The sequence below is a fragment of the Variovorax sp. GW823-FHT04F07 genome (assembly GCF_058795995.1).
Genome location: NZ_JBXAIG010000003.1, coordinates 632,281 through 656,720, shown reverse-complemented (window position 1 = coordinate 656,720; position 24,440 = coordinate 632,281). Strand labels below are relative to the sequence as shown.

Here is a 24,440-nt window from a genome sequence, read left to right as displayed (position 1 = left end):
CGCCACCATACCCCAAGCAGGTGAAACACACCCGTACACACCCGCCGGCGCGTCACCCCACCTTGCGCGCGCGCCCCTCCCAGTGCGGCTCGCGCAGCTTGTACTTGAGCATCTTCCCCGCCGGCGACAGCGGAATCTCGGCGCGAAACTCCACGCTGCGCGGGCACTTGTAGCCGGCGATCAGCGTCTTGCAGTGCGCCACCAGCGCCTCGGCGCTCAGGGCCTCGCCGGCGCGCAGCACGACCACGGCATGCACGCGCTCGCCCCACTGGTCGTCGGGCACGCCGACCACGGCGCACATCGAGACCTGTGGCAGCTGGGTGATGGCGTTCTCGACCTCGGCCGAGTAGATGTTCTCGCCGCCGCTCACGATCATGTCCTTGAGCCGGTCGACCACGTAGACGAAACCGTCGGCGTCCATCACGCCGCCGTCGCCGGTGTGCATCCAGCCGTCACGCAGCACCTCGGCGGTCTGCTCGGGCTTGTTCCAGTAGCCGGCCATCACCATCGGCCCGCGCGCGGCGATCTCGCCGACGGTACCGTTTGGCACGGGGCGGCCTTCGGCATCGACGATGCGCACTTCGGCGATGGGCACGGGCCGCCCGGCCGAGCGGCGGCGCGCGGCGGGCTGGTCGGGCTGGTGGCACCACGTGGGCAGCACGGTGACCACGGGCGACAGCTCGGTCATGCCGTAGAGCTGGCAGAAGCCCGCGCGCGGCAGCTTGTCGATGGCCTGCAGCAGCAGCGCGTCGTCGATGGGCGCGGCGCCGTACAGCACCAGCTGCAGCGGCGTGGTGTCGAATTCGCCGAAGCGCGGGTGCTCGATGAGCCGCTTGAGCATGGTGGGCACCATGAAGGTCTCGCTGGCGCGCTCGTTCTGGATCGCCTCGAGCACCTTCACTTCGTCGAAGGCCGGAATGATGACCTGCGTGCACAGCCGCATCATCAGCTGCAGCGTGAGGCCGGTGCCGCCCACGTGGAACATGGGCGCCATGTTCAGGCCCACGGCCTCGGCGGGGCGCGTGGCGGCCATGTTGGCCGAGAGCTGGCCGGTGTAGAGGTTGCCGTGCGTGAGCATCACGCCCTTGGGCAGGCCGGTGGTGCCGCCGGTGTACATCACGGCGGCCAGGTCGGCGCCGCCGCGCCGCGCGTCGGGCACGGGCTGCGTGCGCACCATGAGGGCTTCGGCATCGGCCATGCCGTCGGGCGCGGGGCCGTCGCCGAAGTGCACCAGCGTCTTCAGCGAACGCGAGAGTTCGCGCTGCTGCTGCGCCACGGCGCCGAAGTGCGCGTCCGACAGCAGGATTCGCGTGTCGCAGTCGTCCAGCGAGTACGCGACCTCGCGCGCGCTCCAGCGGATGTTGACGGGGTTGATCACGCCGCCCGCCCACCAGGTGGCGTAGAGGTACTCCACGTAGCGGTCGGAGTTCAGCGCCAGCAGGCCCACGCGGTCGCCGGGTTGCAGGCCCAGCGACTGCAGCACGGCCGCCAGCCGCGCCACGCGGTCGACGAACTGGGCGAAGGTGCTGCGGCGCTCGCCGCACACGAGGGCGGTGGCGCCGGGGCGTTCCTGCAGGGCCTTGTGCAGGGGCTGGGTGAGGTCCATGGACTGTGGTCTCCGTCGGTCGGTTCGTTGTCGTGCGCCGAGTATGGAAGGGGCGCGCCGCGCCGGCATCGTCGGAAGCGACGGGATCGAATGCGCCGTGGCGGCCAAAGTCGTCCGAAGCGACGGTGACCGGCCAAGGGCTGCGCGCGACCATCGCCGCAGAACGACAGATTCGACTGTTCGACCGACCGGAGACAAGCCATGCATTCCTTCCCGACCGACCCGGCGCGCCGCCGCCTGATCCACGGCGCCGCGCTCGCCGTCGCGGGCACCGCGCTGCCCTTCCTGGCACGCGCCCAGGGCCTGTTCGGCAAGCAGCCGATCACGCTGCTGGTGCCGTACCCCGCGGGCGGCGCCACCGACGTGCAGGCTCGCGCGCTGGCCCTGGCGGCCTCGCGCGAGCTGAAGCAGCAGATCGTGATCCTCAACCAGCCCGGCGTGGCCGCCACGCTGGCGCCGACCACCATGGCGCGCAAGGCCGCGCCCGACGGCTACACGCTGTCGCTCATGCTGAGTTCGCTGTACCGGTTGCCGCACCTGCAGAAGGTGAGCTACGACCCGGCCACCGACTTCACCTACGTGGCCAACGTGACGGCCGCCACGCTGGGCATCACGGTGCGCCAGGACGCGCCGTGGAAAGACCTGAACGCGCTGCTGGCCGCGGCCAAGGCCAAACCGGGCGAGGTGTCGTACGGCACCACCGGGCGCGGCGGCACCTCGCACGTGTCGATGGAGCGGCTGGCGGCGCTGGCCGGCGTGAAGTTCAACTTCATTCCCTTCAAGGGCGCGGCCGAGCTGTACAACGCGCTCATGGGCGGCCATGTGGACGCGGTCTCCGAGGCCGGCTTCGGCGCCGCCGTGGCGGGCGGGCGCGTGCGCTTGCTGGCCACCTTCAACGAGGCGCGCTCGCCCACGCGGCTGAACGTGCCGACCGTGAAGGAGCTCGGCTACGACGTGGTGGCCAACGGCTCGTGGGGCATCGCCGGCCCGCGCGGCATGGACCCGAAGGTGGTGCAGGCGCTGCAGGAGGCCTTCCGCAAGGCCGTGGACGACCCCGAGTTCCTGCGCACGCTCGACCTCAACGACTACGTCAGGTTCTACATGGACAGCCCCGCCTACACGGCCTGGGCGCACAAGACCTATGCCGACGAGAAGCGCTTCGTGAGCGACCTGCGCATCAAGCTCGACGACTGAACCCGACCTTTCTTCCTGCTGCCATGACTTCTTCTTCCTCTTCTTCTCTTCACTGTTTCCTCCACCCGAAGGCCATCGCCTTCGTCGGCGCCACCGAGCGCTCGGTGTGGTCCAACGCGGCGCTCGCCAGCCTGCGCACGCTGGGCTACGCGGGCCAGCTCTACCCGGTCAACCGGCGCGGCGGCAGCTTTCATGGCATGGCGGCGGCCACCTCGGCCGAGGCCATCGGCGAGCCGGTCGACACGGCGCTGCTCATGGTGCCGGCCGACGCGCTCGACGACGCGCTGGCCGACCTGCAGCGCGCGGGCATCGGCAACGCGGTGTTGCTGAGCTCGGGTTTTGCCGAAGCCGGCGAGGAAGGCCGCGAGCGCCAGCGCCAGCTCACGGCCAAGGCACGCTCGCGCGGCCTGCGCATCCTCGGGCCCAACTGCCTGGGCTTCGTCAACTTCGTCGACCGCTCGGCCGTGTGGACCGCCTCGCTGCGCGAGCCGTTGCCGGCGGGCACGCTGGGCATCGTGTCGCAAAGCGGCGCGCTGGCGGGGCAGCTGTCGTTCATGGCGCAGGTGCATGGCATCGGCCTGAGCCGCATGGTGTCGACCGGCAACGAGTCGGACATCGACATCGCCGAGGTCATCGACTACCTGGTGGACGACGAGCACACGCGTTCCATCGCCGTGTTCGCCGAGACCGTGCGCGACCCGCAGCGCTTTGCCGCCGCGGCCGAGCGCGCGCTGGCCGTGGCCAAGCCCATCGTGGTGCTGAAGATGGGCAGCAGCGAGATCACGGCGCAGGCCGCGCAGGCCCACACCGGCTCGCTGGTGGGCGACGACCGCGTGTTCGACGCCATGTGCCAGCGCCTGGGCCTGATGCGCGTGCGTTCCATTGAAGACCTGGTGTTCACCGCCGCCTTCGCCAGCATGACCGGGCCCTTCGCGGCCGGCGGGCTGGCGGCGGTGTCGATGTCGGGCGGCATGTGCGAGATCTTTGCCGAGCGCGCCGAGGAAGAAGGCCTGGCGCTCACGCCGCTCGCGCCCGCCACCGAGGCCGCGTTGCGCGAGGTGCTGCCGGGCTACGGCACGCCGCAGAACCCGCTGGACGTGACCGGCGCCGCCATGCTGCAGCCCGAGCTGTTCGGCAACGCGCTCGAAGCGCTGGTGCGCGACCCCGCGCTGGGCGCCGCCATCGTGGTGGCCGACGTGCCCAACGCGCCGGCCAACGACACGCCGCTGAACCGCGCCGTGCTGGCGCAGGTGGCGCGCGGCCTGGCCGCCAGCCCGGTGCCCGCCATCGTCTGCAGCCACTACGTGATGCAGGTGAGCGAGCGGTCGCGCGAGCTCATCGCCGAGACCGGCATCCGCCACATCGCCTGCGGCATCCACCACGCGATGAGCGCGGCGGGTGCGGTGCGCCGGTGGTCCGAAACGCTGCGCCGGCGTCAAGGCGCGCAAGGTGTCGCTGCCGCGGTGCCGGCCACGCCGCCCGCGCAGCCTTTGCGTTCGGAGCGCGAGACGCTCGAGTGGCTCTCGCAGCGCGGCGTGCCCGTGGTGCCCGTGCGGCTGTCGCGCAGCGCCGACGAGGCCGCGCGCTTCGCCGACGAACTCGGCGGCCCGGTCGTGCTGAAGATCGCCTCGGCGCAGATCGCGCACAAGACCGAGGTCGGCGGCGTGGCCCTCAACCTGCAGGGCGCCGACGCGGTGCGCGCCGCCTGGCAGGCGATGGATGCGCGCGTGCGCGCGGCGCGGCCCGAAGCCGAGATCGACGGCATCCTCGTCGCGCCGATGCGCCAAGGTGGGCTCGAGCTCTTCGTCGGCACCGTGCGCGATCCGCAGTGGGGCCCGGCGCTGGCCGTGGGGCTCGGCGGCATCTGGGTCGAGGCGTTGCGCGACACCAGCCTGCGCCTGCTGCCCGTGACGCCCGCCGAGGTGAAGGACATGCTGGCCGAGCTGCGCGGTGCGCGCCTGCTCGACGGCTGGCGCGGCGCACCCGCGGCCGACCGCGACGCCATCGCCGAAGCCGTGGCCGCCATCGGCAACGCGGCGCTCGCGCTCGGCCCCGAACTGGTCTCGCTCGAAGTCAACCCGCTGCGGGTGGACGGTCGCACGGTCGAGGCGCTCGATGCGCTGGCCGTGTGGGGCGCGGCGGGCTGAACGACTTTCATCGTCAAGAAAACCAACAGGAGACTTTTTCCATGCTGCAACGACGTCGATTCGCGCAATGGGGCGCGAGCGGACTGCTGGCCCCCGCGCTCGGTGCCTTGCCGAAGGCGCAGGCGGCCGACGCCTACCCGACCCAGCCGATCAAGGTCATCGTGTCGTCGGCGGCCGGCGGGCTGGTCGACGGCATCGCGCGCACCATCGGCGAACGCATCGCCAAGCCGCTGGGCCAGCCGGTGCTGATCGACCCCAAGCCGGGTGCCAACGGCGCCATTGCCGCGTCCTTCGTGGCCAAGGCGCCGGCCGATGGCTACACGCTGCTGTTCGCCGTCAACTCCTTCGTGCTCGCGCCGCTGCTGATGGCCAAGCCCGGCTACGACGTGTTCAAGGACTTCGCGCCCGTGTCGCTGTCGAACTACGGCCTGCTCGTGTTCGCGGTGGGCGAGGGCGTGCCGGCCAAGAGCATGCGCGAGTTCGTCGCCATGGCCAAGGCGCAGCCCGGCAAGCTGAGCTTCGGCTCGGCGGGGCAGGGCTCGTCGGGCCACCTCTACGGCGAGAAGCTCATGCGCGACGAGGGCCTGCAGATGACGCACGTGCCCTACAAGGGCGGCGCGCCGCTGATGATCGACATCCTCGGCGGCCAGGTGCAGGGCGGCTTCGTCACCATGGGCGAGGCGCTGCCGCACGCGAAGTCGGGCCGCGCGAAATTGCTGGGCGTGTTCGGCACGCGCCGCATGCCGCTCGCGCCGCAGATTCCCACCTTCACCGAGCAGGGCTTCAAGGGCTACGAGCACGGCGGCTTCTGGGGCTTCTTCGCGCCCACCGGCACGCCGCAACCGGCCATCGACAAGCTCGCCGGTGCGGTGCGCCAGGCCGTGGCGCAGCCTGATCTTCAGGAACGGATGATCGGTTTGGGGCTGGAGCCTTCGGGTGAAGGGCCGGGTGAGTTGATGGCGGCGGTGCGCAGAGAGAACCTGCTGTGGTCGCGGCTCATCAAGGACATGAACCTGAAGCTTGAATAGACCTCAGGCCCGCGCCACCACGCCGGCGGTCACCAGCGCATCGACCGCCGCGCGTTCGAACCCGAACTCCTCCAGCACCTCGTCCGTGTGCTCGCCCAGCGACGGCGCAAGCCGCTGCACGCCGCCCGGCGTGGCCGACAGCGTGAACGGCACGCCGGGAAAACGCAGCGTGCCTTCGGTCGGGTGTTCGGCGTCGTGCCACAGGCCGCTGGCTTTCAGCTGAGGATCGTCGGGCAGCTGCTGCAGTGTCTGGATCGGCATCGCCGGAATGTCGGCCTGGCGGAAGGCAGACACCCATTCGGCCGTGGTGCGTGCGCCGGTGGCGCGTTCGAGTTCGCCGAACACCACCGTGTGGTTGCGCACGCGCGCGGCCAGTGTGGCAAAGCGTTCGTCCTCGCGCAGCTCGGGCCGGCCCACGACCTCGAAGAAGCGCAGCCACTGCGCGTCGGTGTAGGGCACCAGCGCGATGTAGCCGTCGGCCGTGCGAAAGGGCTTGCGCACGCCGGAGCGGATCGAGCCGTACACCATGTCGTCGATCGGCGGCTGGAAGGTGTGGCCCCACAGGTGCTCCACCATGTTGAAGGCGGTCATGGTCTCGAACATCGGCACGTCGACCGCCTGCCCCTGGCCGCTGCGTTCGCGGTGGAACAGCGCGGTGACGATGGCGTACGCCGCGTACAGCGCCGTGGTCTTGTCGGCCACGAGCGCGGGCATGTAGCGCGGCTCGCCGGTGTAGATCGATTGCAGCTGCGCCAGGCCCGACGCGGCCTGGATGATGTCGTCGAAGGCCGGCAGGCCCGCATACGGCCCCTCGTCCGAGAAGCCCTTGACGTGCGCGCTCACCAGCCGCGGGTTGAGCGCATGCAGCCGCGCCGCGTCGATGCCGATGCGTGCCGCTGCGTCGGTGCGCACCGAGTGCACGAGCACGTCGCTGCCGCGCACCAGCGTGTCGAGCACCTCGCGCGCGGCGGGTTGCTTCAGGTCGAGCACGAGGCTGCGCTTGTTCCGGTTGCACGACAGGTACAGCGACGACATGCCCTTGTGGCGCGCGGGCCCCACCGAGCGGGCCAGGTCGCCCTGCGGCGCCTCGACCTTGATGACGTCGGCGCCCATGTCTGCCAGCATCTGGCTGGCCAGCGGGCCGAGCACCACGGAGGACAGGTCGAGCACCTTGACGCCTTCGAGGGCGCCGCGAAAAAGTGGAGGGGGCGTCATCGATCAGTCCTCCAGGCGGATGCCGGTCTTGTCGATCACGCGCTTCCAGGTGTCGGCGTCCTGGCGCAGCACCACGGCAAACTCGGCGGCCGTGCTGCCCACGGGTTCGATGTTCATGTCGCGCATCTTCTTTTGCACCTCGGGCTTGGCGATGATGGCGGCGACGGCCTTCGACATCTTGTCCACGCGCGGCTGCGGCGTGCCGGCCGGCAGGAACAGCGCGATCCACGCATAGGGCTCGAAGCCCGCGTAGCCCGCCTGCTGGAAGGTCGGCACCTGCGGCAGCGTGGCCGAGCGCTGCGTGCCCAGTGCCGCCAGCGCGCGCAGCTTGCCGCTTTGCAGGTAGGGCAGGGCGGTGCCGGTGTCGAGCACGGCCACGCGGATGTGGCCGCCCAGCAGGTCGGTCACCATGGGCGCGGCGCCCTTGTAGGGCACGTGCGGCATGTCGACGCCGGCTTCTTTCTTGAACAGTTCGCCGTAGATGTGCGAGGTGGTCGCCACGCCGGTGGAGCCGTACGAATACTTGCCGGGCTCGGCCTTGAGCAGCGTGACGAGTTCGGCCAGCGTTTTCGCGGGCACGTCGGGCGTCACGACCAATGCCGAGGTCGAGATGCCGATCTGCGACACGGCCGCGAAGTCTTTCACCGCGTCGTACGAGAGCTTGCGCTGCAGCGCGGGCATCTGCACGTGCGTGGTGATGGTGAAGAGGGCGGTGTGGCCGTCCTTCGGGGCGCGCGCGACGGCGGCGGCGCCGATGGTGCCGCTGGCGCCCACGCGGTTGTCGACGACGACGGGCTTGCCCCAGGCGGTGCCGAGTTCCTGTGCGACCAGCCGCGCGATGTTGTCGGTGATGCCGCCGGCGGGGAAGGGCACGACGAGCGTGACGGGTTGCGAGGGGTAGTCGGCCGGTGGTTGTTGCGCGGCGGCGGGCAGCGTGAGCAAGGCTGCGAGTGCGAGGCCGAGCGTGGAGGAAAGACGTGTCATGGCGTGCGGTCTCAATCGAGCTTGATGTTCTTGGCCTGGATCACCTGCTTCCACCGCGCATGGTCCGCGCGCATGGTGGCGGTGAGCTGCGCGGGCGTGCTGCCGACCGGGATCACGCCCAGGCCTTCGATGCGCGCCGCCTGCTCGGGGCTTTGCACCACCTGGGCCACTTCGGTCGACAGGCGCTGCGCGATGGGCTGCGGCGTGCCGGCGGGCAGGTAGATGCCGAACCAGCCGACCGACTCCATGCCGGCGAAGCCCTGCTCCTTGAAGGTGGGCACGCCGGCCGCGAGCGGGGCGCGTGCGGTGCCGACGACGGCGATCGACTTCGCCTTGCCGGCCGCGACGTGCGGGCCCACGCCCTTGGCCGAAACGAACACGGCATCGACGGTGCCGCCGAGCAGGTCGGTGATGGCCGGCGCTTCGCCCTTGTAGGGCACGTGCAGCAGCTGGATGCCCGCGGCGTCCTGCAGCACCTCGGCGTACAGGTGGGCGCTCGATCCGTTGCCGTAGGAGCCGTACGAGTACTTGCCGGGCGCGGCGCGCGCGAGCTTGACGAAGCCGTCGAGGGTGTCGACGCCGAGCTTGTTGCTCACGGTGAAGACGATGGGCAGGCGGCCCGCCTCCGATACGGGCACGAAGTCCTTGAACGGATCGAAGCCGGCGTTGGGGTACAGCAGCGGGTTCTGGATGATGGAGGTCAGCGAGAACAGCACGGTGTAGCCGTCGGCCGGTGCGCGCTGCACGGCGGTGATGCCGATCTGCCCGTTGCCGCCGGGGCGGTTGTCGACGATGACGCTCTGGCCGAGCCGCTTGCCCAGGCCCTCGGCGACGATGCGCGCGAACACGTCGGTGCCGCCGCCGGCGGCGTAGGGCACGATCATGCGGATGGGTTTGTCGGGCCAGGTGGTCGTTGGCTGTTGCGCGAAGGCGCTGCCTGTGGCCAGGGCGGCGGCCAGCGCGAGGGCGTGGCGGCGGGTGAATCTGCTGTTGTGCATGTCTGTCTTGTCTCCGATGGTTTTTCTGTCTGGGCGCGATGTCAGGGCGGCAGGCTCACGACGGCAATGCCGGGGCCGACCGACACGCCGTGGCGGTTCTCGCTCCACAGGCGCAGGTCGAGGCGGTGGCGATGCGCGGCATCGGTGCTGTCGTCGATCCACTTGCGCTCGACCTGGCCGCGCACGGTGACGGTGTCGCCCGCGGTGTTGAACGACTTCATGCGAAAGCCGCGGATGGCATGCAGCACGCCGGCCGTGCCGATGTACTCGCGAATCGCGCGCTCCCACATGCCCTGCAGCAGCATGACGTTGGCGTACATCTCGGGGGCGCCGGTCGATTGGGCGTGCTCGGTGTTGTGGTGGATGGCGTTGAAGTCGCGGTTGGCGCCGGCGGCCATCACGAGGCGGTAGACGGTGAGGGGGAAGGGCACGGGGGCCAGGGTGTCGCCCTCGTTGACTTCGTTCCAGTGGCGTTGTTCTTGCCAGTTCATCTTTTTGCTTTCTTTGTTCAGGGCGCGTGCACAGGACATCGGGTACTCCCCTCCGCGAATGTCCCCCGGGGCTTCGCCCCTCCTCCTTGATTTCGCTGCGGGGAGCACCCAATGCCCTGCGCACGGGACGCAGCGCGCCAGTGCGGGAGGCCGCACGGCGTCGGGCGTCTGTTCTCTAGTGCGGCAGGTAGTGGTACATGCCGAAGCGGCAGCGGGCCACGACTTCTTCGCGCTGGTTCACGATGTCGTACTCCCACGTCGTGAACGCACCGCGCCCGACCTTCGTGGCCTTGGGTTCGCAGCGCACGAGCCGGTTGCCGCGCCGGCCCAAGCGGTCGCCCAGGCGCGCGGGTTGCAGATAGTCGACCTCGTAGTCGGTCGCCATGTAGGCGGTGGTGGGCGGCATGCCTTCGGGGCGCGTGCCCTTGAGCGGGCTGCGCTCGGGTTCGGCGTTGCGGGCGTCGCTGGTGAACACGGGCGGCTGGCCCGGGGCCCACATGGGCGGCAGCGTGAGGCTGGCGAGACTGGTCGACGGTGCGACCGCGTCGGGCCCCTGGTGCAGCGGGCAGTCGAACTCCAGCACCTCGACATAGCGGCGCACCGCGCCGGCCTCGATCACATCGACGCCCCAGCGGATCACGCCGTTCGCGAAGTCTTCGCCCACGCGCGCCACCATCGGCGCCCAGGCGCTTTCCCAATCGTCCATCGGTGATTACCTTCCTAGATGCCGATGAACTCGGCCACGTCGTCCAGCGGCGCGCGCTCGGTCTCCAGGGCGTCGAGGGGCTTGTCGCGGTCGGCGTAGCCGATGGCCATGCCGGTGAAGAGCATGCGTTCGGGCGGCAGGTCGATGAAGCGGCCGATGGTCTGCGGGTAGATGGCCCAGCACTCCTGCGGGCAGCTGTCCAGGCCCTCGGCGCGCAGCAGCAGCATCACGTTCTGCAACATCATCCCCAGGTCGGACCACTGCGGCGGGCCCATGCGGCGGTCGACGGTGCAGAAGAGCGCGAGCGGCGCGCCGAAGAACTGGAAGTTGCGCGCAAACCATCTCAAACGCGCGGCCTTGTCCTCGCGCGGAATGCCCAGTCGCGCGTACATCGCCTCGCCCACGGCAAAGCGGCGGTCGCGGTAGGGCGCGACCAGCTCGCGCGGGTAGATGTCGTACTCGCTGCCCTCGCCGCCGGGTGTTTCCTGCACGCGGGTGCGCATGAGGGCCTTGAGTTCGTCAAGCCGCTCGCCGCCCACCACGTGCAGGTGCCACGGTTGCAGGTTGCCGCCCGAGGGGGCGCGCAACGCGGCCTGCAGCACGCGGCGAATGGTGTCGGGCGGCACGGGGCGGTCGAGAAATTCGCGCACCGAGCGGCGGCTTGCGACGGCGTCGTAGACAGTCATGATCATGCGGCGTTCTTTCGTTCGTTCATGAGGGTCACGCCCAGCTCGCGCGCCACTTCGGCGCTGTGCTGGCCGGGCGTCGCGGCGTGCGAAAGGTCGGCGTAGGCATAGCCCGAGAAGCGCACCGGCGGGCGCACCTCAAGATACTCGCCTTCGGTCGGATGCGTGCGCTGTCGGAAAAGGCCGGCGGCCTGCAGCTGCGGGTCGTCGGGCAGGTCGGCGATGTCGTTCACGCGCATCGCGGGCACGTTGGCCTTCTTCAATATGTCGAGCCACTCGGCCGTGGTGCGCTCGGGCAGGATCGCGGCGGCGGCCTCGTACATGCGGCTCATGTGCTTGCGGCGCAGCGCCTTGTCGGCCAGCTCGGGCGCCTCGAGCACCTCGGGGTGGCCGGCGGCCTCGAAGAAGCGCAGCCAGCGGTCGTCCAGGTAGGGCGCAATGGCGATGTAGCCGTCGCGCGTGCGCATGGGCTGGCGCATGGGGTCGATCTGGCGCGGGTACAGCGCGGGGCCGGTGGGCGGCACGAAGGTCTTGTCGCACAGGTGCTCCACGAGGTTGAAGCTGGCGAGCGACTCGAACATCGGCACTTCCACCTGCTGGCCCTCGCCGGTGCGCAGCCGGTGCACCACGGCGGCGAGCACGGCATACGCCGCGTGCAGGCCCGAGACCTTGTCGGCCATGGTCATCGGCACGTAGCGCGGCTGCGGGTTGCCGTCGACCTTGGGCGGCAGCGAGGCAATGCCCGAGGCGGCCTGAATGATGTCGTCGTAGGCCTGCAGCGCGGCGTACGGCCCGCGCTGGTCGAAGCCGGTGCAGTGCACGTAGACGATGTCGGGGCGGATGGCGCGCACGTCGTCGTACGAGAGGCCCGCACGCGCGATGGCGTCGCTGCGCACGTTGTGGATGAAGATGTCGCTGGTCTCGATGAGGCGGCGCATCGCGGCGCGGCCGTCCTCGCTCTTCAGGTCCCAGACGACGGAGCGCTTGCCGCGGTTCAGCCGCAGGTGCACGGGGCTCATCAGCGGCGTGACGGGCGGCGTGCCGATGATGCGGATGCTGTCGCCCTCGGGCGGCTCGACCTTGACCACCTCGGCGCCGAGGTCCGCGAGGATCTGCGTGCAGTAGGGGCCGAAGATCACCGTGGTGAGGTCGACGATGCGCAGGCCTTCGAGCATGCGGGGGGCGGTGGATGGTGTGGTCATGGGATGGGAGGTCATGCGGCGACGAGGCCCTGGATCTCGGCGGCGAGGTGGCGCACGCGCTCGGGTCCGCCGAGCAGCTGGCGGTTGAAGCCGATGCGCTTGAACCAGTAGTGCAGGCCCAGCAGGTCGGTGATGCCCATGCCGCCATGCACCTCGGTGGCGGTGCGGGCGACGAAGGTGCCGGTTTCGCTCAGGTGCGACTTGGCGTGCGCGGCGAGCAGCGCGGCTTCTTCGGGCAATGCGTCGAAGGCATGGGCCGCGTACCAGACGAGCGCGCGGCCGGGCTCCAGCGCGGCGGCCATCTCGGCGCACAGGTGCTTCACGGCCTGGAAGGAGCCGATCACGCGGCCGAACTGGCGGCGCTCCTTGGCGTAGGCCACGGCCTGGCCGATCATGGCTTCGCCCGCGCCGAGCGTGTCGGCGGCGAGCAGGGCCCAGCCCGCGCTGCGCAGGCGCGCGAGCGTGGCGGGGCTGGCGTTGGGCAGTCGCTCGGCCTTCACCTGTGCGAAGTGCAATTCGCCGAGCGGGCGCGTGGCGTCGATGCTGCGCAGTGCGCCGCGCGTGAGGCCTTGCGCATCGGCGCGCACGAGGTGCAGGCCGCCCGCGCGGTCGGCCACGATGAACACATCGGCGGCGCCCGCGTCGAGCACGAAGAGTGCGCTGCCGTCGAGCGTGCCGTTGGTGTCGGCCGTCACGCCGGCGCCATCGCGCGCGCCGGCCACGGCCTCGGCGATGGCCACGCCGGCGATGCATTCGCCGGCCGCCAGGCGCGGCATCCATTCATCCTGTTGCGCGGCGCTGCCGGCTTCGCGCAGCGCGAGCGGTGCGAGCACGGCGGTGCCGAGGAAGGGCGAGGGCGCGACATGGCGGCCCAGTTCTTCTGCGGCCAGCGCGGCGTCGAGCAGCGACAGGCCGAGCCCGCCGAAGGCCTCGGGCACGAGCAGGGCCGGCACGCCGACTTCGCACAGCGTGTGCCAGACCTCGCGGTCCAGCGGCAGGTCGTCGGCCGCGACGCGGCGCACACGGTCGAGCGGACACGCACGTTCGAGCGCGCGGCGCAGGCTGTCCTGCAGCAGCTTCTGGTCGGCGGAGAGGGCGAATTCCATGGAGCAGTTCCTTCCAGTCGATCAGGCAAGACGCGGTTCACGCGGCATGTCCAGCCCGCGCTCCGCGATGATGTTTTTCTGGATCTGCGCGGTGCCGCCGCCGATGATCAAACCCAGGTCGAACATGTAGCGCTCCTGCCAGAGCGCCTGTGCGCGCAGGTGCGCGCTGCCGGGCATCAGGAGGCCCAGCTCGCCCAGCGCGTCGATGGCGAGCGCGGCCAGCTGGTGGCGCAGCTCGCAGCCCTGCAGCTTCACGACCAGCGCGGCCAGGCCGGGGTCTTCGCCGTTGGCCGCGGCCGTGAGCAGCCGCAGGCCGTGGCACTTCTGCGCCAGCACCTGGCCCTGCAGCCGCATCAGGCGGTCGCGCAGCACGGGCTGGTCGATGAGGCGCGTGCCGTCAACGGTCTCGGCCTGCATCAGCGTGGCGAGCTCCTGGTAGCGCTGGGTCGTGAGGTTGGGGTTGCCGAGCGAGCCGCGCTCGTGCTTGAGCGTGGCGTTGGCCACCTTCCAGCCGTCGCCGCGCTGGCCCACGATCTGGTGCTGCGGCACGCGCACGTCGGTGAAGAAGACTTCGTTGAACTCGGCGTGGCCCGTCATCGTCTTCAGCGGGCGCACCTCGATGCCGGGCGTCTTCATCGAGAACAGCAGGTAGCTGATGCCGGCGTGCTTCGCGGCGCCGGGCTCGGTGCGCACGAGGCAGAAGATCATGTCGGCCACGTGCGCGGTCGAGGTCCAGATCTTCTGGCCGTTGATGACGAAGTCGCTGCCGTCTTCGGTGGCGCGCGTCTGCAGCGAGGCCAGGTCGGAGCCCGCGCCGGGCTCGGAGTAGCCCTGGCACCAGACCACCTCGCCGCGCAAGGTGGGGCCGATCCATTCGCGCCGCTGCGCCTCGCTGCCCAGCTCGAGCAGGGTGGGCACCAGCATCGAGATGCCCTGGTTGCCCAGCGGTGGCGCCACGCCGGCGCGCGCGAACTCCTCGGTGATGAGGTGCGACGCCATCACATCGGCTACCGCGCCGTGGCCCCCGTACTCACGCGGCACGGTGCGGCCCGCGTAGCCGTGGTCCAGCAGCAGGCGCTGCCATGCGAGGGCGTCGGCGTCGGGGCGCTCGGCGGTGCGCGCGAAGGCCGAGCGGTGGCCGTGCGTGGCCAGGAACGCGCGCAGCTCGTCGCGAAAGGCTTCGTAGCGGGGATTGAGCGTGAGGTCCATGCGGTGCTTGCCTTCGGTGCGCGCCGCGTTGCGCGGCGGTGGGTGTGTCTCCGTGTCGAGGCCCATGCTAGGGGCAACCCTCAGCCGCTCTCAATCGTCCGTTCCGACGATGTGACGCGCAAGGGGCGCTGCCTACCATCCAGCCCGAATGCCGCACGAGGTCCGCAAGAGACCCATGCAAGGCCGGCAAGAGGCCCGCGGCCGCAGCTTCTTTTTCACAAGAACGACGGAGACAACACCATGACACGTTCCCTCATTTCCGCCCGCCCCGGCACGCGCCGCCGCCTGCTGGGCGCCGGCCTGGCGGCCACGCTAGGCCTCGCCGCGACCTTCACGGCGCAGGCCCAGAAGCGCTACGACCCGGGCGCGAGCGACACCGAGATCAAGATCGGCCACATCGTCCCGTACTCGGGCCCGGTGTCGGCCTACGGCACCATCGGCAAGGCCGCGGCGGGCTACTTCGCCAAGCTCAATGCCGAAGGCGGCATCAACGGCCGCAAGGTCACGTTCATCTCGCTGGACGACGCCTACAACCCCTCCAAGACCGTGGAGCAGGCACGCAAGCTGGTCGAGCAGGACGAGGTGCTGGTGCTCTTCGGCCCGCTGGGCACGGCGCACAACCTTGCGATCCAGCGCTACATGAACGCCAAGAAGGTGCCGCAGCTGTTCGTGGCCACGGGCGCCACGCGCTTCGGCGACCCGAAGGCCTTCCCCTGGACCATGGGCTGGCAGCCCACGTACCAGACCGAAGGCAAGATCTACGCGCAGCACATCCTCTCCACCAAGCCCAACGCGAAGATCGCCGTGCTCATGCAGAACGACGACTTCGGCAAAGACTTTTTGAAGGGCTTTCTCGAGGCGCTGGGCGACAAGGCCAAGACGATGATCGTGGCGCAGTCGACCTACGAGGTGACCGACCCGACCATCGACAGCCAGATGGTCAACCTGAAGGCCTCGGGCGCCGACACCTTCTTCAGCATCACCACGCCCAAGTTCGCGGCGCAGGCGATCCGCAAGGCGGCCGACATCGGCTGGAAGCCCACGCAGTATTTGTCGAGCGTGTCGGTCTCGGTGTCGGCGGTGATCAAGCCGGCCGGCCCCGAGAACGCGGTGGGCGTGATCTCGGCCACCTACCTGCGCGACCCGGCCGACGACATGTGGAAGGGCGCCAAGGAGTACGAGGACTACAAGACCTGGTTCAGCAAGTACTACCCCTCGGGCGACCTGAGCGATTCGCTCAACGTGCTGGGCTACTCGTCGGCGCAGACGCTGGAGCAGGTGCTGCGCAAGGCGGGCGACGACCTCACGCGCGCCAACATCATGAAGGTGGCGGCCAACCTGCAGTACAGCCCGCCCATGCTCTACCCGGGCATCGAGGTGAAGACCTCGCCGACGGACTTCTATCCGATCGAGCGCATGCAGCTGGTGCGCTTCAATGGCACGCGCTACGAGCCCTTCGGCAAAGTGCTCGGCGATTGATTGACGTCACGCGGGCCACGCCGCTGGCCCGCTTTTCATTTCCCTCTTTTCGTTTTCATTGAAGCTTCCATGACCTCCATCGTTCGACTGGCCGCCGCCCTGGGCGGCGCGGCCCTCCTGTTCACCGCCGGCGCGGCCCTTGCGCAGAAGAAGTACGACACCGGCGCCTCCGACACCGAGATCAAGCTCGGCATGGCCATGCCCTACAGCGGCCCGGTGTCGTCGTACGGCATCGTCGGCAAGGTCAACGAGGCCTACTTCAAGATGGTGAACGACAAGGGCGGCATCAACGGCCGAAAGGTCAGGCTCATCAGCTATGACGACCAGTACACGCCGCCGCGCACCACCGAGGTGGTGCGCAAGCTGGTCGAGCAGGACGAAGTGCTCGCCGTGTACGGCAACCTGGGCTCGGCCTCCAATGCCGCGATCCAGCGCTACATGAACGCCAAGAAGGTGCCGCACCTGTTCCTGGGCGTGGGCGCCGACCGCTTCAACGACCCCAAGACCTACCCCTGGACCACGCCCTACATGCCCAGCTACGAAGGCGAGGGCAGCCTCTACGCGAAGAACATCCTGAAGACGATGCCGAACGCGAAGATCGCCGTGCTCTATCAGAACGACGATTTCGGCAAGGACCTGCTCAAGGGCCTGAAGAAAGGCCTGGGCGACAAGGCCTCGATGGTGGTGGCCGAGGCCTCGTTCGAAGTGGCCGACCCGACGGTCGATTCGCAGATCATCAAGCTGCAGTCGTCGGGCGCCGACGTGTTCGTCAACTTCGCCACCGCGCGCTTTGCCGCGCAGGCCATCCGCAAGGCCTGGGACATCGGCTGGAAGCCCAAGCAGCAGTACCTCACCTACGTGTCGGCCTACGTGAAGATGACGCTGGAGCCCGCGGGCCTGGAGAAGTCGAAGGGCATCATGGCCATGGCCTTCTTCAAGGACGCCGCGCAGCCGCGCTGGGCCAACGACCCGGCCACGCAGGAGTTCCTGGCCTTCATGAAGAAGTACGCACCCAACGAAGACGTGAACAACGCCGCCGGCGTGTACGGCTACGGCGTGGCGCAGGCCATGGAGACCGTGCTCAAGGCCTCGGGCGACAACCTCACGCGCGAGAACGTGCTCAAGCAGGCCACCACGCTCAAGAACATGCGCACCGGCATGCTGCTGCCGGGCATTGCGCTGAACACCTCGGCCACCGACTACTTTCCGTTCAACACGCTGCAGCTGGTGCAGTTCAACGGCAAGGAGTTCGAGCCCATGGGCGATTCGATCGCCGTGAAGTAGCCTTCGCAGAAGCACGCTCAAAAGAACCACAGGAGACACACACCATGCTCGGACTGATGCAGGACCGCCCGCTGCTGATCTCGTCGCTGATCGACCACGCGGCCACCTTCCACCCTCACGTCGAGATCGTCGGGCGCACCGTCGAAGGCCCGGTGCACCGCACCAACTACCGCGAGGTGCAGCGGCGCTCCAAGCAGGTGGCTAATGCGATGAAGGCGCTGGGCGTGGCGCCCGGCGACCGCGTGGGCACGCTGGCGTGGAACACGTACCGGCACCTGGCGCTGTACTACGGTGTGTCGGGCTCGGGCGCGGTGCTGCACACGGTGAACCCGCGGCTCTTTCCGGAGCAGATCGACTACATCGTCAACCACGCCGAAGACAAGGTGCTGTTCTTCGACACCAGCTTCGCGCCGCTGGTCGAGAAGCTCGCGCCCAAGCTCAAGAGCGTGCGCGCCTTCGTCGCCATGACCGACCGCGCCCACATGCCGGCCATCGACGTGCCGAACCTGCTGTGCTACGACGAGCTCATCGGCGCGCAGAGCGAGGACTACACCTGGCCCGAGTTCGACGAGCGCACCGCGTCGTCGCTGTGCTACACCTCGGGCACCACGGGCAACCCCAAGGGCGTGCTGTATTCGCACCGCTCCACCGTGCTGCATTCGCTGATGGAATGCGCGCCCGACACCTTCGGCGTGTGCTCGCAGATGACGCTGCTGTTGGCCGTGCCCATGTTCCATGCCAACGCCTGGGGCATGCCGTACTCGGCGCCGATGGTGGGCGCCAAGCTCGTCATGCCCGGCCCGCACCTGGACGGCCAGAGCCTGTACGAACTCATGCGCGACGAGAAAGTGAGCTTCTCGCAGGCCGTGCCCACCGTGTGGCTGATGCTGTTCCAGTACTTCGACGCCCACCCCGAGATCGACACCCGCGCCATCGGCCTCAAGCGCATCGGCGTGGGCGGCGCCGCCACGCCGCGCGCCATGATCGAACGCTTCGAGCGCGACTTCGGCGCCGACTTCGTGCAAGGCTGGGGCATGACCGAGACCAGCCCCATCGGCGTGATCGGCAACCTGCTGCCCAAGCACCTCGCGCTCCCGAAAGATGAGCAGACCACGGTCAAGATGCGCCAGGGCCGCGGCGTGTGGGGCGTGGAACTCAAGATCGTCGACGAGAACGGCCAGCGCCTGCCGCACGACGGCGTGGCCTTCGGCCACCTGCATGTGCGCGGCCCGTGGATTGCGAGCGGTTACTTCCGCAGCGAAGGCGGCGACGTGCTCGATGCCGAGGGCTTCTTTCCGACCGGCGACGTGGCCAACATCGACGCCGACGGTTATGTGCAGCTGGTCGACCGCGCCAAGGACGTCATCAAGTCGGGCGGCGAGTGGATCTCGTCGATCGACCTGGAGAACGCCGCCAGCGCGCACCCGGCCGTGGCCGAGGCGGCGGTGATCGGCATCGCGCATCCGAAGTGGCAGGAGCGGCCCCTGCTGATCGTCGTGAAGCGTGCAGGCGCAGAGGTCACGGGCGAGGAACTGCTCACTTTTCTTTCGCAGCGCGTGGCCAAGTGGTGGCTGCCCGACGACGTGGCTTTCGTCGACAGCCTGCCGCATACAGCCACCGGCAAGCTGCTGAAGACCAAGCTGCGCGAGCAGTTCAAGGGCTACGTCGCTGCCAAGTCAACTTGATGACAGTTGTTCGTTCTTTCTGTGCATAACTCTGTGGGTTGCCTGAGGAGGCGAGCCAGCAGAACGAGCATTGGCGCGGCTTCGCACCACGTTGCCTGTTGATTGAGCAGCCTTGTCGTCCGTCCTTGCAGGAGAATGTAGGAGGAACGGATTCCAGACAAGTAAAGGGGACATGGTGGGAGAACTTCTTTCTCTCCTGCGCTTCAGCGCCGGCTCGGGCCACATCTGGCTGGACGAGCAGCGCATGCTGCTCATGCATGCCCGGGCCTTCGCCGAACTGCGCCGCGAACTGCTCGACTCGCTGGGCATCGAGCGCGCGCGCGGCCTGCTGGTGCGCATGGGTTTTGCTTCCGGCCTGCGCGACGGTGAGGTGGCCGTGCGCGAGCGCCTTGCCGGCATGCGCGCCGAAGACGCCTTCATGCTCGGGCCGCGCCTGCATTCCATCGAGGGCATCGTCTCGGTGCAGAAGGTGCAGGTCGACCTCGACGTGGCCACCAAGCATTTCTACGGCGAATTCCTCTGGGAGAACTCCTGGGAATGCGAAGCCCACGTGGCCGACTTCGGCTACGGGGAAGACCCGCAGTGCTGGTCGCAGATCGGCTATGCCTCGGGCTACACCACCGCCTTCATGGGGCGGCTGGTGGTGTTCAAGGAAGTCGAATGCACCAGCATGGGCGACAGCCGCTGCCGCATCGTCGGCCAGGCCGCCGAGGCGTGGAACGACGAGCACTACCTCGAGTACTTCCGCCAGCACCATGTGGCCGAGAAGCTCATCGACTTCAACCTCGGCCTGCAGCACCTGCGCCGCCTGCAGCCGCGCCGCGAGTACGACCAGAAGCTGGTCGGCGTGTCGCCGGGTTTCCGTGCCGCCTTCGAGCTCATGCGCAGCGCGGTCGACAGTGCCATCACCGTGCTGCTGCTCGGCGAGACCGGCGTGGGCAAGGAAGTGTTCGCTCGCTGGCTGCACGACAACGGGCCGCGCGGCAAGCAGCCCTTCATTGCCGTCAACTGCGCGGCGATCCCGGCCGACCTGATCGAGGCCGAGCTGTTCGGCGTGGAAAAGGGCGCCTACACCGGCGCCCACCATGCGCGCGCCGGGCGCTTCGAGCGCGCCCACGGCGGCACCCTGTTCCTGGACGAGGTGGGCGACCTGCCGCTGGCCGCGCAGGTCAAGCTGCTGCGCGTGCTGCAGACCGGCGAGGTCGAGCGCCTGGGCGCCGAGCAGCCGACCCAGGTCGACGTGCGCATCGTGGCCGCCACCAACGTCAACCTGCAGCAGGCCATGCAGGCCGGCAAGTTCCGCACCGACCTGTTCTACCGGCTCAACACCTTCCCGATCCAGATTCCGCCGCTGCGCGAGCGCACCGCCGACATCCCGGCGCTGGTGGCGCGCTTCGTCGAGAAGTACAGCGCGCTGTACGGCAAGAAGCTGCGCGGCCTCACCGACAAGGCCGCGCTCGACGTGCACAAGCACGCCTGGCCCGGCAACATCCGCGAGCTCGAGAACGTGATCGAGCGCGCCGTGCTGCTGGCGCCCGACCACGGCGACATCGAGGCCTGCCACCTGTGGATGCAGCCGCCGGGCGCGCCGCCCGACAACCAGCTCGACGCCAGCGGCAAGGTCGCCACGGGCGCGTCGGCTTCGGGCGCGGATGCGAGCGAGCTCGATGCGCTGTGCCAGCGCGTGCTGGAACAGAACATCGATATCGCCTCGCTCGAGCAGCGTCTCATGCAGACCGCGATGCAGCGCGCCAAGGGCAACCTGTCGCAGGCCGCTCGGTTGCTGGGCATCACGCGCCCGCAGCTGGCCTACCGGCTCAAGAAGGAAGGCCTGCCGACGTCCTGAGCGGACGCCGGCCGGCGTTTTCCGGTTTTCACCATTTGATCAAGCTGCACCGCAGCAAATGATCAAACCAGCATCCGGGACTTCCCGGTGCTTCGGGCCCGCAGGCGCAGCGGGCCCATGCAAATCAATCACTTAGCCACGCTGGCACGCCCGTTGCCCTTATCAGGCCGGGCGGCGCTGGTGCCGTCTACCTGTTGATGGATTGAACAAGTGATGCCCTCGATGCAGCCCGACCCCCGCAGCGGCAGCGCCGCACAGATGACCGGCCAGCCGTGCTTCGTGCGCGTCACCGGCACGCGCGGCACGCGCTTCGTGGAGTTCGAGTTCGCCATCGGCGACCCCGAGCTGGCCGTGGAGCTGGTGCTGCAGTTCGACCAGTTCCGCGAGTTCTGCGCGCGCCACGCGGTGCGCCACCTGAGCACCGAAGAGGGCGCGCGGCTGGACTTCGAGCGCATGAAGTGGCGCTTCGGCGCGCCCGGCATCGACCACTGACGACCCCGCATTTTTTCCCCGCGACAACCAAGGAGACACCCCGTGCAAGTCGACATCAAGACCTCGGACATCCGGCCGATCCGGCAGACCTTCTCGCATGTGGCGCGGCGGCTCGGCGACAAGCCGGCCTCGCGCTACCAGGAGGCCACGCTGGACATGCAGCCCACCGCCAACTTCCACTACCGGCCGCTGTGGGACCCGCAGCACGCGCTGTACGACAAGCGCCGCACGGCGCTCGTGATGGCCGACTGGTACAGCTTCAAGGACCCGCGCCACTATTACTACGGCGTGTACACCATGACCCGCGCGCGCCAGGGGGAAGGCGCCGACCGCCAGTTCGAATTCGCCGAGAAGCGCCAGCTGCTGGCCCAGGCCGATGCCGGCGTGCGCGAGTCGCTGCAGCAGGTGCTGGTGCCGCTGCGCCACTACGAGTGGGGCGCCAACATGAACCACAGCTACTGCTGCGGCTATGGCTACGGCACGGCCATCACGCAGCCCTTCATCTACGCGGCCATGGACCGCCTGGGCATCGCGCAGTACCTCTCGCGCGTCGGCCTGCAGATCGACGCCAACTCGGGCCGCGCGCTGGACGCCGGCAAGCAGGCCTGGCTCGCGCACCCGGCCTGGCAGGGCGTGCGCCGCCTGATGGAGAACCTGTTCGTCACCAAGGACTGGTTTGAGGTGTTCGTGGCCCAGAACCTCGTGCTCGACGGCCTGCTGTACCCGCTGGTCTACCGCCACTACGTGAACGCGCACAGCGCCGCCACCGGCAACGCGCTGGCGATGCTGACCGAGTTCATGAACGAGTGGTTCGACGAGAACGTGCGCTGGGTCGACGCCACGCTGAAGACCGCCGCCGACGAGTCGCCCACCAACGCCGAACTGCTTGCGCAGTGGTACGCGAGCTGGCGCGACCAGGCCGTGCAGGCGCTGGCGCCGCTGGCCGCGCTGGCCTTGGGCGCACAGGGCGCCGAGGTGCTGAAGACGCTGCACGCCGCGCTCGACGCGCGCGTGGCCCGCCTGGTGCGCACCGGCGCTGCCGCCTGACGACCGAATCGATCGAACCAAGGAGACCACCCCATGACCACCGCCACCGCCGAAGTGTCCCGACCGCCCGTCTTCATCGCGCTGCAGACCGGCGAGGCCGCGCGCGCCATCGTCGAGGCCATCGTGGCCGACAACCCCGGGGCCACCGTCACCGAGTACCCCGCGATGGTGAAGATCGATGCGCCCGGCCGCCTCGTGATCCGCCGCGAGAGCGTCGAAGCCCTGGTCGGGCGCCGCTGGGACCTGCAGGAACTGCACCTGAGCCTGATCTCGCTGTCCGGAAGCATCGAAGAAACCGACGACGAATTCACCCTCCATTGGGGCGCCTGAGCCCAGCCCCCACCGGACCACGACCAAGGACCACGCCATGACCACCCAAGCAGCAGCAAAGACCTCCACGACCCCGCGCCTCGGCCTGAAGGAACGCTACGCCATGATGACGCGCGGCCTCGGCTGGGAGACCACCTACCAGTCGATGGACGACGTGTTTCCCTTCGACAAGTTCGAGGGCATCAAGATCCACGACTGGGATAAGTGGGAAGACCCGTTCCGCCTCACGATGGACGCCTACTGGAAGTTCCAGGGCGAGAAGGAGAAAAAACTCTACGCCATCATCGATGCGTTCCAGCAGAACAACGGCCAGTTCAACATCAGCGACCCGCGCTACCTGAACACGCTCAAGCTGTTCCTCACCGGCGTCTCGCCGCTGGAGTACGCGGCGCATCGCGGCTATGCCATGGCCGGGCGCTCGCTGCGCGGCGTGGGCGCGCGCGTGGCCTGCCAGATGCAGTCGATCGACGAGCTGCGCCATGCGCAGACGCAGTTCCACACCATCAGCCACTTCAACAAGTACTTCAACGGCCTGCACGACCCGCAGCACATGCACGACCGGGTGTGGTACCTGTCGGTGCCCAAGAGTTACTTCGAAGACGCGATGAGCGCGGGGCCCTTCGAGTTCATCACCGCCATCTCGTTCTCCTTCGAGTACGTGCTGACCAACCTGCTGTTCATGCCCTTCATGAGCGGCGCCGCCTACAACGGCGACATGGCCACCGTCACCTTCGGCTTCTCGGCGCAGAGCGACGAGTCGCGCCACATGACGCTGGGCCTGGAGGTGGTGAAGTTCATCCTCGAGCAGGACCCGGACAACGTGCCCATCGTGCAGAAGTGGGTCGACAAGTGGTTCTGGCGCGGCTACCGACTGCTCACGCTGGTGGCGATGATGATGGACTACATGCTGCCCAAGCGCGTCATGAGCTGGTCCGAGGCCTGGGAGATGTATTTCGAGAAGAACGGCGGCGCGCTGTTCGAGGACCTGGCGCGCTACGGCATCCGCATGCCCAAGTACCACGAGGTGGCCTCGAAGGAAAAGAGCCGCATCTCGCACGAGGCCTGGGCCATCTTCAACAACTACGGCCACGCCGCCAACTTCAACGTCTGGGCACCCAAGCCCGACGAGATGAGCTGGCTGGCCGAGAAGTACCCCGAGACCTTCGACACCCTGTACCGCCCGCGCTTCGAGTGGCTGGCCGAGCAGGAGAAGCAGGGCAAGCGCTGGTTCAACAACACGCTGCCCATGCTGTGCCAGACCTGCCAGATCCCGATGGCCTTCACCGAGCCCGACGACCCGACCAAGATCTGCTACCGCGAGAGCAGCTACCACGGCATGAAGTACCACTTCTGCTCCGACGGCTGCAAGGACGTGTTCGACGGCGAGCCCGAGAAGTACGTGCAGGCCTGGCTGCCGGTGCACCAGATCTACCAGGGCAACTGCTTCCCCGAGGGCACCGACCCGACGGTGGAAGGCTTCAACCCGCTGGCGGCCGTGCTGGACTACTACCACATCAACGTCGGCGCCGACAACGGCGAGTTCAACACCTCGCCCGACAAGGCCAACTGGGAACGCTGGACAGGGCAGGACCTGTCGGCGGCCGAGCCCAAGGTGGCCTGAGCACCCAGGCCCCACCACCCCTCATCGACCCCGCGCTCCCGCCGTGCCCCACGCACGGCGCGGGCGGCGCTCACCCCGAAACAA

The 24,440-nt window shown here is 68.9% G+C and carries 21 protein-coding genes; 11 read left to right on the top strand and 10 right to left on the bottom strand.

Translation table 11 applies throughout. From position 1 onward, the window contains the following. Window positions 1–52: 52 nt before the first annotated feature. Window positions 53–1,606: an acyl-CoA synthetase gene (locus tag AC1RAA_RS18365; protein ID WP_492730818.1), complete on the bottom strand. Its 1,554-nt coding sequence runs from the start codon at window positions 1,604–1,606 to the stop codon at window positions 53–55. Between the two features lie 201 nt (window positions 1,607–1,807). Between AC1RAA_RS18365 and AC1RAA_RS18360 the strand changes: the two genes are divergently transcribed. The 3 genes from AC1RAA_RS18360 to AC1RAA_RS18350 are packed head-to-tail and all read left to right on the top strand — an operon-like array spanning window position 1,808 to window position 5,975. Continuing rightward, the gene (locus tag AC1RAA_RS18360) at window positions 1,808–2,800 is read left to right on the top strand and encodes a tripartite tricarboxylate transporter substrate binding protein (protein WP_492730820.1); all 993 of its coding nucleotides are present in this window, start codon (window positions 1,808–1,810) and stop codon (window positions 2,798–2,800) included. 23 nt (window positions 2,801–2,823) lie between these two features. Then, entirely contained in the window at window positions 2,824–4,947 is a 2,124-nt protein-coding gene (locus AC1RAA_RS18355) for an acetate--CoA ligase family protein (RefSeq protein ID WP_492730822.1), read from the top strand. A 41-nt stretch (window positions 4,948–4,988) separates the two neighbouring features. After that, the gene (locus tag AC1RAA_RS18350) at window positions 4,989–5,975 is read left to right on the top strand and encodes a Bug family tripartite tricarboxylate transporter substrate binding protein (RefSeq protein ID WP_492730824.1); all 987 of its coding nucleotides are present in this window, start codon (window positions 4,989–4,991) and stop codon (window positions 5,973–5,975) included. A gap of 3 nt (window positions 5,976–5,978) precedes the next feature. Here the strand turns inward: AC1RAA_RS18350 and AC1RAA_RS18345 are convergent, their stop codons facing one another. The 9 genes from AC1RAA_RS18345 to AC1RAA_RS18305 all read right to left on the bottom strand — a co-directional run bounded on the left by AC1RAA_RS18345 (window position 5,979) and on the right by AC1RAA_RS18305 (window position 14,638). Next, window positions 5,979–7,190 (bottom strand): CaiB/BaiF CoA transferase family protein, encoded by a 1,212-nt coding sequence (locus tag AC1RAA_RS18345; RefSeq protein WP_492730826.1) that lies wholly within the window; start codon window positions 7,188–7,190, stop codon window positions 5,979–5,981. A gap of 3 nt (window positions 7,191–7,193) precedes the next feature. Then, complete coding sequence (locus AC1RAA_RS18340; protein ID WP_492730828.1) at window positions 7,194–8,174, bottom strand: Bug family tripartite tricarboxylate transporter substrate binding protein; 981 nt, start codon at window positions 8,172–8,174, stop codon at window positions 7,194–7,196. A gap of 11 nt (window positions 8,175–8,185) precedes the next feature. Next, window positions 8,186–9,172: a Bug family tripartite tricarboxylate transporter substrate binding protein gene (locus AC1RAA_RS18335; RefSeq protein WP_492730830.1), complete on the bottom strand. Its 987-nt coding sequence runs from the start codon at window positions 9,170–9,172 to the stop codon at window positions 8,186–8,188. A gap of 41 nt (window positions 9,173–9,213) precedes the next feature. After that, window positions 9,214–9,663, bottom strand: a complete 450-nt coding sequence (locus AC1RAA_RS18330; RefSeq protein WP_492730832.1) for a hotdog family protein — start codon at window positions 9,661–9,663, stop codon at window positions 9,214–9,216. Window positions 9,664–9,838: 175 nt separating this feature from the next. Then, window positions 9,839–10,369, bottom strand: coding sequence for a hypothetical protein (locus AC1RAA_RS18325; RefSeq protein ID WP_447747175.1), 531 nt, complete (start codon window positions 10,367–10,369; stop codon window positions 9,839–9,841). A 14-nt stretch (window positions 10,370–10,383) separates the two neighbouring features. Next, window positions 10,384–11,055, bottom strand: a complete 672-nt coding sequence (locus AC1RAA_RS18320) for a nitroreductase (RefSeq protein WP_492731295.1) — start codon at window positions 11,053–11,055, stop codon at window positions 10,384–10,386. A gap of 2 nt (window positions 11,056–11,057) precedes the next feature. Then, on the bottom strand, window positions 11,058–12,257 hold the full coding sequence (locus AC1RAA_RS18315) for a CaiB/BaiF CoA transferase family protein (protein WP_492730834.1): 1,200 nt from the start codon (window positions 12,255–12,257) through the stop codon (window positions 11,058–11,060). An 11-nt stretch (window positions 12,258–12,268) separates the two neighbouring features. Next, a complete protein-coding gene (locus tag AC1RAA_RS18310) occupies window positions 12,269–13,363 on the bottom strand; it encodes an acyl-CoA dehydrogenase family protein (protein WP_492730836.1) in 1,095 nt (364 codons plus the stop codon). A gap of 21 nt (window positions 13,364–13,384) precedes the next feature. Further along, window positions 13,385–14,638 carry an acyl-CoA dehydrogenase family protein gene (locus tag AC1RAA_RS18305; protein ID WP_492730838.1) on the bottom strand — a complete coding sequence of 418 codons (1,254 nt, stop codon included), beginning with the start codon at window positions 14,636–14,638 and terminating at the stop codon, window positions 13,385–13,387. A gap of 174 nt (window positions 14,639–14,812) precedes the next feature. Here AC1RAA_RS18305 and AC1RAA_RS18300 point away from each other — a divergent pair, with 174 nt between their 5' ends. The 8 genes from AC1RAA_RS18300 to AC1RAA_RS18265 all read left to right on the top strand — a co-directional run bounded on the left by AC1RAA_RS18300 (window position 14,813) and on the right by AC1RAA_RS18265 (window position 24,356). Then, window positions 14,813–16,051, top strand: a complete 1,239-nt coding sequence (locus tag AC1RAA_RS18300; protein WP_492686510.1) for an ABC transporter substrate-binding protein — start codon at window positions 14,813–14,815, stop codon at window positions 16,049–16,051. A 69-nt stretch (window positions 16,052–16,120) separates the two neighbouring features. After that, entirely contained in the window at window positions 16,121–17,335 is a 1,215-nt protein-coding gene (locus AC1RAA_RS18295; RefSeq protein ID WP_492730840.1) for an ABC transporter substrate-binding protein, read from the top strand. 44 nt (window positions 17,336–17,379) lie between these two features. Then, window positions 17,380–19,020, top strand: coding sequence for a 3-(methylthio)propionyl-CoA ligase (locus AC1RAA_RS18290; RefSeq protein WP_487849669.1), 1,641 nt, complete (start codon window positions 17,380–17,382; stop codon window positions 19,018–19,020). 172 nt (window positions 19,021–19,192) lie between these two features. Then, entirely contained in the window at window positions 19,193–20,866 is a 1,674-nt protein-coding gene (locus AC1RAA_RS18285) for a sigma-54-dependent Fis family transcriptional regulator (protein ID WP_144004497.1), read from the top strand. 222 nt (window positions 20,867–21,088) lie between these two features. Then, the gene (locus tag AC1RAA_RS18280; protein ID WP_174250303.1) at window positions 21,089–21,358 is read left to right on the top strand and encodes a phenol hydroxylase subunit; all 270 of its coding nucleotides are present in this window, start codon (window positions 21,089–21,091) and stop codon (window positions 21,356–21,358) included. Window positions 21,359–21,400: 42 nt separating this feature from the next. Then, window positions 21,401–22,405 carry an aromatic/alkene monooxygenase hydroxylase subunit beta gene (locus AC1RAA_RS18275; RefSeq protein WP_492730842.1) on the top strand — a complete coding sequence of 335 codons (1,005 nt, stop codon included), beginning with the start codon at window positions 21,401–21,403 and terminating at the stop codon, window positions 22,403–22,405. Window positions 22,406–22,438: 33 nt separating this feature from the next. Continuing rightward, complete coding sequence (locus AC1RAA_RS18270; RefSeq protein WP_174250302.1) at window positions 22,439–22,735, top strand: MmoB/DmpM family protein; 297 nt, start codon at window positions 22,439–22,441, stop codon at window positions 22,733–22,735. Between the two features lie 37 nt (window positions 22,736–22,772). After that, window positions 22,773–24,356, top strand: a complete 1,584-nt coding sequence (locus tag AC1RAA_RS18265; protein ID WP_492730843.1) for an aromatic/alkene/methane monooxygenase hydroxylase/oxygenase subunit alpha — start codon at window positions 22,773–22,775, stop codon at window positions 24,354–24,356. The last annotated feature ends 84 nt before the right edge of the window (window positions 24,357–24,440 follow it).

What these genes read in the sequence shown, in the direction of transcription:
- AC1RAA_RS18365 (WP_492730818.1), bottom strand. Translation starts at nt 1,606, where the DNA reads ATGGACCTCACCCAGCCCCTGCACAAGGCCCTGCAGGAACGCCCCGGC.
- AC1RAA_RS18360 (WP_492730820.1), top strand. Translation starts at nt 1,808, where the DNA reads ATGCATTCCTTCCCGACCGACCCGGCGCGCCGCCGCCTGATCCACGGC.
- AC1RAA_RS18355 (WP_492730822.1), top strand. Translation starts at nt 2,824, where the DNA reads ATGACTTCTTCTTCCTCTTCTTCTCTTCACTGTTTCCTCCACCCGAAG.
- AC1RAA_RS18350 (WP_492730824.1), top strand. Translation starts at nt 4,989, where the DNA reads ATGCTGCAACGACGTCGATTCGCGCAATGGGGCGCGAGCGGACTGCTG.
- AC1RAA_RS18345 (WP_492730826.1), bottom strand. Translation starts at nt 7,190, where the DNA reads ATGACGCCCCCTCCACTTTTTCGCGGCGCCCTCGAAGGCGTCAAGGTG.
- AC1RAA_RS18340 (WP_492730828.1), bottom strand. Translation starts at nt 8,174, where the DNA reads ATGACACGTCTTTCCTCCACGCTCGGCCTCGCACTCGCAGCCTTGCTC.
- AC1RAA_RS18335 (WP_492730830.1), bottom strand. Translation starts at nt 9,172, where the DNA reads ATGCACAACAGCAGATTCACCCGCCGCCACGCCCTCGCGCTGGCCGCC.
- AC1RAA_RS18330 (WP_492730832.1), bottom strand. Translation starts at nt 9,663, where the DNA reads ATGAACTGGCAAGAACAACGCCACTGGAACGAAGTCAACGAGGGCGAC.
- AC1RAA_RS18325 (WP_447747175.1), bottom strand. Translation starts at nt 10,369, where the DNA reads ATGGACGATTGGGAAAGCGCCTGGGCGCCGATGGTGGCGCGCGTGGGC.
- AC1RAA_RS18320 (WP_492731295.1), bottom strand. Translation starts at nt 11,055, where the DNA reads ATGACTGTCTACGACGCCGTCGCAAGCCGCCGCTCGGTGCGCGAATTT.
- AC1RAA_RS18315 (WP_492730834.1), bottom strand. Translation starts at nt 12,257, where the DNA reads ATGACCACACCATCCACCGCCCCCCGCATGCTCGAAGGCCTGCGCATC.
- AC1RAA_RS18310 (WP_492730836.1), bottom strand. Translation starts at nt 13,363, where the DNA reads ATGGAATTCGCCCTCTCCGCCGACCAGAAGCTGCTGCAGGACAGCCTG.
- AC1RAA_RS18305 (WP_492730838.1), bottom strand. Translation starts at nt 14,638, where the DNA reads ATGGGCCTCGACACGGAGACACACCCACCGCCGCGCAACGCGGCGCGC.
- AC1RAA_RS18300 (WP_492686510.1), top strand. Translation starts at nt 14,813, where the DNA reads ATGACACGTTCCCTCATTTCCGCCCGCCCCGGCACGCGCCGCCGCCTG.
- AC1RAA_RS18295 (WP_492730840.1), top strand. Translation starts at nt 16,121, where the DNA reads ATGACCTCCATCGTTCGACTGGCCGCCGCCCTGGGCGGCGCGGCCCTC.
- AC1RAA_RS18290 (WP_487849669.1), top strand. Translation starts at nt 17,380, where the DNA reads ATGCTCGGACTGATGCAGGACCGCCCGCTGCTGATCTCGTCGCTGATC.
- AC1RAA_RS18285 (WP_144004497.1), top strand. Translation starts at nt 19,193, where the DNA reads ATGGTGGGAGAACTTCTTTCTCTCCTGCGCTTCAGCGCCGGCTCGGGC.
- AC1RAA_RS18280 (WP_174250303.1), top strand. Translation starts at nt 21,089, where the DNA reads ATGCAGCCCGACCCCCGCAGCGGCAGCGCCGCACAGATGACCGGCCAG.
- AC1RAA_RS18270 (WP_174250302.1), top strand. Translation starts at nt 22,439, where the DNA reads ATGACCACCGCCACCGCCGAAGTGTCCCGACCGCCCGTCTTCATCGCG.
- AC1RAA_RS18265 (WP_492730843.1), top strand. Translation starts at nt 22,773, where the DNA reads ATGACCACCCAAGCAGCAGCAAAGACCTCCACGACCCCGCGCCTCGGC.